The 6,169-nt window shown below is 64.2% G+C and carries 6 protein-coding genes and 1 pseudogene (1 of these 7 only partly in view); 3 read left to right on the top strand and 4 right to left on the bottom strand.

Translation table 11 applies throughout. The features are described from left to right. A pseudogene (locus EOB80_RS09475) lies at positions 1–118 on the bottom strand (hypothetical protein) (it extends 837 nt beyond the left edge of the window). A 152-nt stretch (positions 119–270) separates the two neighbouring features. Here EOB80_RS09475 and EOB80_RS09470 point away from each other — a divergent pair. Together EOB80_RS09470 and EOB80_RS09465 are read left to right on the top strand one after the other, a co-directional pair. Then, complete coding sequence (locus EOB80_RS09470; protein WP_127327453.1) at positions 271–855, top strand: nitroreductase; 585 nt, start codon at positions 271–273, stop codon at positions 853–855. Further along, positions 856–1,464, top strand: a complete 609-nt coding sequence (locus tag EOB80_RS09465) for a flavin reductase family protein (protein WP_127327452.1) — start codon at positions 856–858, stop codon at positions 1,462–1,464. Here the strand turns inward: EOB80_RS09465 and EOB80_RS09460 are convergent. Together EOB80_RS09460 and EOB80_RS09455 are read right to left on the bottom strand one after the other, a co-directional pair. After that, the gene (locus EOB80_RS09460; RefSeq protein WP_127327451.1) at positions 1,461–2,342 is read right to left on the bottom strand and encodes a CoA ester lyase; all 882 of its coding nucleotides are present in this window, start codon (positions 2,340–2,342) and stop codon (positions 1,461–1,463) included. The two genes, EOB80_RS09465 and EOB80_RS09460, sit on opposite strands and share 4 nt — an antisense overlap. A 3-nt stretch (positions 2,343–2,345) precedes the next feature. Next, a complete protein-coding gene (locus EOB80_RS09455) occupies positions 2,346–2,798 on the bottom strand; it encodes a MaoC family dehydratase (protein ID WP_023810497.1) in 453 nt (150 codons plus the stop codon). Between the two features lie 150 nt (positions 2,799–2,948). On the opposite strand from EOB80_RS09455, the gene EOB80_RS09450 reads away from it, so the two are divergent. Beyond that, complete coding sequence (locus EOB80_RS09450) at positions 2,949–4,073, top strand: DUF2336 domain-containing protein (protein WP_127327450.1); 1,125 nt, start codon at positions 2,949–2,951, stop codon at positions 4,071–4,073. Here EOB80_RS09450 and EOB80_RS09445 read toward each other — a convergent pair. Further along, positions 4,070–6,136 (bottom strand): FUSC family protein, encoded by a 2,067-nt coding sequence (locus EOB80_RS09445; protein WP_127327449.1) that lies wholly within the window; start codon positions 6,134–6,136, stop codon positions 4,070–4,072. The two genes, EOB80_RS09450 and EOB80_RS09445, sit on opposite strands and share 4 nt — an antisense overlap. Positions 6,137–6,169 lie beyond the last annotated feature (33 nt).

Here is a 6,169-nt window from a genome sequence, read left to right as displayed (position 1 = left end):
CCGGAAGCTTCAGGTCGGTGACACCGTCGACGTTCTGCGCCACGGCAAGCGAAACCGGCGCCATGAATATCAGCGCGCCGAGCCAGACCAGGAAAAGACGGACAGTCCCCTCAAACATGCCTTGCGTTGAAGCCCATGGCGGTGGCAATTTCAAGGCTTAAGAGTTGAAACGACTCTTCCCTCCGGCGTATCCCGCGCCAATGCCCGAGCCGCCCGAATTCCCGATGGCGCGCTTCAGCTCAAAACAGAATGTCCAGGAGACTTGCGCCCATGGCGTCGCCGATCATCGACTTCCTGCTCACCCGAAACTCCGCACCGATCCCCGATCTGAAGGAGCCGGCGCCGAGCGATGCGGAGATCGCGACGATGATCACTGCTGCCTCGCGGGTGCCTGACCATGGCCGGTTGGAGCCCTGGCGCTTCATCCTCTACCGTGGCGACGCCCGCGTCGAGATCGGCAGGCAACTGGCAGCGCTTGCAGAGCACCGGGAAGGTCCCTTGTCCGAAGGCCGCCGCAACCAGGAACTGGCGCGATTCTCGCGCGCGCCACTGGTGATCGGCGTCGTTTCGATCCCCAGGGACAATCCAAAAATCCCGCAATGGGAAATGTTCCTGTCGGGCGGCATGGCGGCGATGAACCTGATGATAGCAGCGAATGCGCTGGGCTATGGCACCAACATGATCAGCAACTGGTATTCGGATGTGCCGGAGGGCAGGGCGCTGCTGGGGCTGGCGCCGCAGGAGCGGGTCATCGGCTTCATCCATATCGGCTCCTATGCCGGCCCGGCACCGGAGCGGCCCCGGCCCGATCCGGCAAAGCTGTACAGTGACTATTCGGGGCCGTGGGCGGGCTGAATGTTCTACGAACCCTCAAAGGGCCACGGCCTGCCGCATGACCCTTCGAAGGCGATCGTGGCGCCGCGTCCGATCGGCTGGATTTCGACACTGAACAGGGCTGGTGAGGTCAATCTCGCGCCATACTCCTTCTTCAATGCCGTTTCGACGCGGCCTTTCATCGTCTGGTTCTCCTCCGAAGGCGAGAAGGACAGCGCCTCCTTCGCCCAGGAAACCGGCGAGTTCGTCGCCAATCTGGTCAGCCGCGATCTTGCGGAGAAGATGAACCGCACATCGGTCAATGCGCCGCGCGGGGTCAACGAGTTCGTCTATGCCGACCTTGCCATGGCGCCGTCGCGCCTGGTGGCGCCGCCGCGAGTGGCGGCAGCGCCGGCAGCGCTTGAGTGCAAGGTGACGGAAGTCTTTCGGCCAAAGGCACTGGACGGATCGCCGACAAGCGCTGTGATTGTTGCCGGTGAAGTGGTCGGCGTGCACATCGATGACGCCTTCCTGACAGACGGCCTGTTCGACATCACCAAAGCCGGCAATGTCGCCCGTCTAGGCTATATGGACTATACCAGCGTAGATGAGGTGTTTTCGATGCGCCGGCCGCGCTGGGACAAGGACTAACCCAAAACTCCCGCCGCCTTTGCCCGCGCCAGAAGCCGCTCGGCTAGCCGCAGATGCGGTCGATCGAACATCTTGCCGTCAATGCCGACGACGCCGGGACTTCCCGCTGCCGCGAACGCGGCGACGATTGCTGCCGATTGTCTCACGGCCTCGGCCGACGGCGTGAAGGCGGCGTTGATGACCGGCACCTGATCGGGATGGATCGCCATCTTGCCGGTGAAGCCATCGCGCTCGGCCTCGGTGCATTCCGCTTCGAAGGCCTCCATGTCGCGAAAATTCGGGAAGACGGTGTCGATCGCCTCGACCTCCGCCGCACCGGCGGCAAGTATGGTCATGGTGCGAGCGTGTCGGAACACGTCCGTGTAGCGGCCATGCTCGTCGCGGGCGCTGCGCGCGCCGATCGCCGCCGACAGGTCTTCAGCGCCCCAGGTGAGGCCGGCAAGCCGCGCACTGGTCCCGGTATAGGTCGCCGCCGCCAGCACGCCTGCCGGCGTTTCGGTGATGATCGGCAGGATCTTGATCGCGCCGTCGGCCAGATCATTTTCGGCCTCGCGCACCCTGAGCTTTGCTGACAGATGCTGCACATCCTGGCCGCTGTTCGACTTGGGCAGCATGATGCCGTCGGGTCGTGCCGGCACCAACGCCGCCAGATCGTCATCCGTCAACCCGGTCGTGAGGTCATTGACCCTGACATAGATGGCTGAACTGGTTTGCGCCCTGCGTTCCAGGATGAAGCGCGCCGCCACCTCGCGCGCCAGCGCCTTGTTGTGCGGCGCCACGGAATCTTCGAGGTCGACGATGATCACGTCGGCGCCGGCACCAAAACTTTTTTCCAGTTTCCTCTGGGAATCGCCAGGGACGAACAGCAGCGAACGCATGCGTCAGATCGCCTTCTTCAGCATCATCGCTTGCCTGGTGCATTTGGCGACGAGATCGCCATGCTGGTTGTAGGCGCGATGCTCGAATTCGACGATGCCGCGATCGGGTTTCGACCTGGATTCGCGCACCGAGATGACTGTCGTCTCGACCCGGATGGTGTCGCCATGAAAGACCGGATGCGGAAACACGGTCTCCTTCATGCCGAGATTGGCGACCGTAGTGCCGACTGTGATGTCATTGACCGAAATGCCGATCATCAAGCCGAGCGTGAACAGCGAGTTGACCAGCGGCTTGCCCCATTCGCTCTTGGCGGCGAAATCGAAGTCGATATGCAGCGGCTGCGGGTTCAGCGTCATTACCGAAAACAGCATGTTGTCGCTTTCGGTAACGGTCTTGCGCAGCGTGTGCTGGAAGACATGGCCGACAACGAACTCTTCGAGATAAAGCCCGGCCATTTCTTTCTCCTCAGGTGCTTGACGGTGATAGGCGCTGCAAATCAGCCTCGCAAGCCAGTTAATGAACATGGTGAACGGTTCGTAAACCAATTCTGCCTACGGTCGTCAGTGGGGTCAGAAGCTTCTGACAAGGGGCGTAAGCAGGCGGGCATGGTTGTTGTTTCGCATTTTCTGAAATGGATCTACACGGCCAGGGTGTCGGAGCGTGCAGCGGCGGCGAGCGCTCTGGCCCGGGCCTATATCAATTCCGAATTGCCTTTCGAGGACCGTTGCGCCGCCGAGGCGGCGCTGACGCTATTGCTCGACGATGCCTCGTCGAAGGTGCGGCTGGCGATGGCCGAGGCGCTGTCGATGAGCCACCAAGCGCCAATGCAGATCATCAGCGTGCTGGCCTCCGACCAGCCGGAAGTCGCCGGCGTGGTGCTGGCGCGCTCGCCGCTGCTCACCGACGCCGACCTGATCAACCGCGTGGCCTCAAGTCCGAAGGCGACACAGAAATTGATCGCCGACCGGCCACTCGTCTCGATGGCGCTGTCGGCGGCCATCGCCGAGATCGGCGAGGCGGACGCCTGCGCGGTGCTGCTCGCCAACAGCGGCGCCGACATCGCCTCGCTCAGCTTCCGCCGCATGGCCGAACGGCATGGGCACCTGCCGCTGGTGCGCGAGGCGCTGATATCGGATATCAGGCTGCCGGCCGACTGTCGGCATATGCTGCTCGTCAAGCTCGGCGAAATGTTGAAAACGTCGCCACTGGTGATGGCGATGATGGGCGCGGCGCGAGCCGACCGCGTCATGCGCGACGCCTGCGTCAAGGCTTCGGTGACGCTGATAGAAGGCACGCGCCAGGAAGAACATGCGGCCCTGATCGAGCATCTCAGGCTGCGCGGCGACCTTACCGCGAGCTTTCTGATCCGCACCATTGCGCATGGCAAGGTCGATTTCTTCGGCTCGGCGCTGGTCGCGCTCAGCCAGCAGTCCGAACAACGAGTGAGGGCGCTGCTTGCCGGCGGGCACGACGTGGCGTTGCAGGCGCTGTTCCGCAGCGCCGGCCTCGCCGCCGCCACGCATGCCATCATCCTGCGCGCGCTGAAGATCTGGCGCGAGGTCGCCAACGGCAAGCGCGTCGCCGGTGTGCAAGAGGTCAGCTGGCTGATGCTCAAGGAGGTGGGCGGGCAGTCCGCGGAAGGCGATCTTGCCACGCTGGTCAAGTCGATCCATCTCGACGCGCTGCGCGAAAACGCACGCGGCCACGCACTGGCGATAGCGGCGGCTTAGCCTTTATCCCTCGCGAAAAAGTCCGGGAAATCCTCCATCGCCGCGGCGATGATGCGCAGCGATGCTGCGATCTGCAGCAATTCGCCGGTGCCGTTTCGCTCGGCGATGTTCGCTGCGTACTGCCGGGCGACGGCGACGGTCGAGGTCTGTGGATCGCCGGGGGCGCGGAAAAGCAGTTCGCGCGCCAGTCCCCTCAGGAAGTTGGCGATCGAAAGCGCGGTCTCGGATGGAATGGCATGGCTTTGGCTTGCATCGCGCAGCCGAAGGACCTCCAGGCCGACGGTGACGGCGGCGACTCCGCCGCCCAGAACCGCATCGCCCTTCTGACCGGCATTCTGCACTAGCGGCATCAGCTGGTTGATGCGGTCGTAGGCGAGGCTCTCGAAGGCCGACCGCCTCGGCACCCGCTCATGCAGGCAAAGCCGCGCCAAATCCTCGCGCATGGCGCGCACGATGCGGTTGGCCGCGAGCCACGGATCGGCTGGCAGCACGACGATGAAGACACCGATCGCCAGCAGGATGCCGACCAGGATCGACGCCGACCCGGCGAAGAAGGGTACGGGATCGTAGGTCATCGCCTGGTGCGGGCTCAGGAAGGCGAGGAAGTTGATGGCGAAGGCCGTCGCCACGCCGACATAGCGTGGATTGGCCATGACCAGCGCCGTCGGTACAAGGATGGGCACGACAAACAGCATGAACCAGCCGAAGCCCGGCAAAGCGGGCAGCGCGATCTGGCCGACGAGAAAGGCAAAGGGCAAAGCGAGCAGCGTTCCCTTGAAGAAACCCCAGGCGACCTGCACAGGGTCGGGGCGAGCAGCAAACAGGCTCGATACGACAGCAACGAGGATGACCGTACCGGCCGCTTCCGACCATTTCGTCGTCAACCAGAAGGCCGCGACCAGCAGCGTGGCAAGGGCAGCGCGCACGGCGTTGCGCGACGCGCCGGCGTAATCGCGATGCACCACCAGCGCAGGCTGCCTGCTGCCCCTGGCCGACCGCGTGGCAGGCGCGCGCAAGGCGTCGAGGCCGCGCAGCACCTGCTTGAGCGCATCGGCGAAATCGGCGGCAATGGTCAGGCGGGTGATAGTGCCGACCCTGTCGTCGCCCTGGTCGGTCGAGGCATCGGGCATTTGCCGGGCGTTTCCGGCAATCGCATCGAGCCGAGCCACCCACAGCGCCGTATCGTCCAGCGCGCCGGGCTTGGTCGCCAGCTCGCTGACCAGCGACTGCAGTTCCGAGCGCACCGGAATGAGCGCCGCATTCTTCGGGGCGGCGTGCGAATGCAGCGCGCGTGCCGCCGACAGGGCCGAGAGCAGCTGTCCGATGGTGCGCCGGACTGGATGGGCGCGCGGCGCGAAGCTTGGCGCCTCGAGCCTGGCATAGGCGCGCATCTCGCCGAGCGTCTGGGCATCAGTGATCAGCTTTCGGTGCAGCGTGGACAGCGTTGCCGGGTCGCCGCCGGAGAACGCACCGCCGGCATAGGTGGCAAGATCAAGGATACAGCGTTTCAGGCGCGAGACGATGGCGTCGCTGGCCAGTTTCGGCAGGATCAGGCGGCTGGTCAGGCCGGCGCAGACAATGCCAAGCACGATCTCGGCACATCGCGCGACCGCGAGGTCGACGACGAGATGCGGTTGTCCGAAGGCGGGCAGGCCGATGATCATTGCGGTGTAGCCGGCGAGCGCGGCGCCATAGGCTTCCGGATTGCGCAGCAGCGACGAGACGAAGGTGCAGATGCCGATCCAGACGGCAAGCACCGTCACCAGCACCCAAGGGTTGGTGCCGAATACGGTGGTGATGCCGATCGCCGCGACGCCGCCGACCAGCGTGCCGAGCAGCCGGTAGAAGCCCTTCGCCAGCACCATGCCGGCAACCGGCTGGGCGACGATGAACACCGTCATCATGGCCCATTGCGGGTGGTCGAGTTTTAGGGCGTAGGCGGCCAGCAGTGCGATCAGCCCGGCTGAAACGGTGCGAAGAGCGAAAATCCAATCCGACCGCGTCGGTTGCGTCAGGTCGGCCAAACTGGTTTCGAAATAGCCTTTCAGCCGTGCCGCAATCACACGCTGGTCTCCATATCAGAAGCGCAAGCTAAA

Source organism: Mesorhizobium sp. M7A.F.Ca.MR.245.00.0.0 (genome assembly GCF_003997415.1).
Classification (GTDB): Bacteria; Pseudomonadota; Alphaproteobacteria; order Rhizobiales; family Rhizobiaceae; genus Mesorhizobium.
This window is presented reverse-complemented; position numbering and strand designations above follow the sequence as displayed.